Here is a 240-nt window from a genome sequence, read left to right as displayed (position 1 = left end):
ATGGCTGTTTGTAGTGCCTAAATTCTTACCCGATGCCCAGGGTGAGGTGGGAGAGCGCAAGGGCGTCACCTGTGGATCTCTTGAGCAAAAGTTGGGTATTCACGGTAATGCCACCTGGGTGATGAACTTCGATGGCGCAACCGGTTATTTGGTGGGGCCGCCCAATAAAGGGCTGGCGTGCATGTTCACCATGATGAACGCAGCGCGTCTCGGCGTGGGCATTCAGGGGCTGGGTTTGAT

The 240-nt window shown here is 55.8% G+C and carries 1 pseudogene; it reads left to right on the top strand.

What is annotated here, in order from left to right:
• Positions 1-240 (top strand): annotated as a pseudogene (locus A6R74_RS00030) (acyl-CoA dehydrogenase); the annotation flags it as partial.

Source organism: Halomonas sp. ALS9, from assembly GCF_001651035.1.
Taxonomy (GTDB): domain Bacteria; phylum Pseudomonadota; class Gammaproteobacteria; order Pseudomonadales; family Halomonadaceae; genus Vreelandella.
The sequence above is the reverse complement of the archived record's forward strand: the minus strand, read 5'-3'. Positions and strand labels throughout refer to the sequence as shown.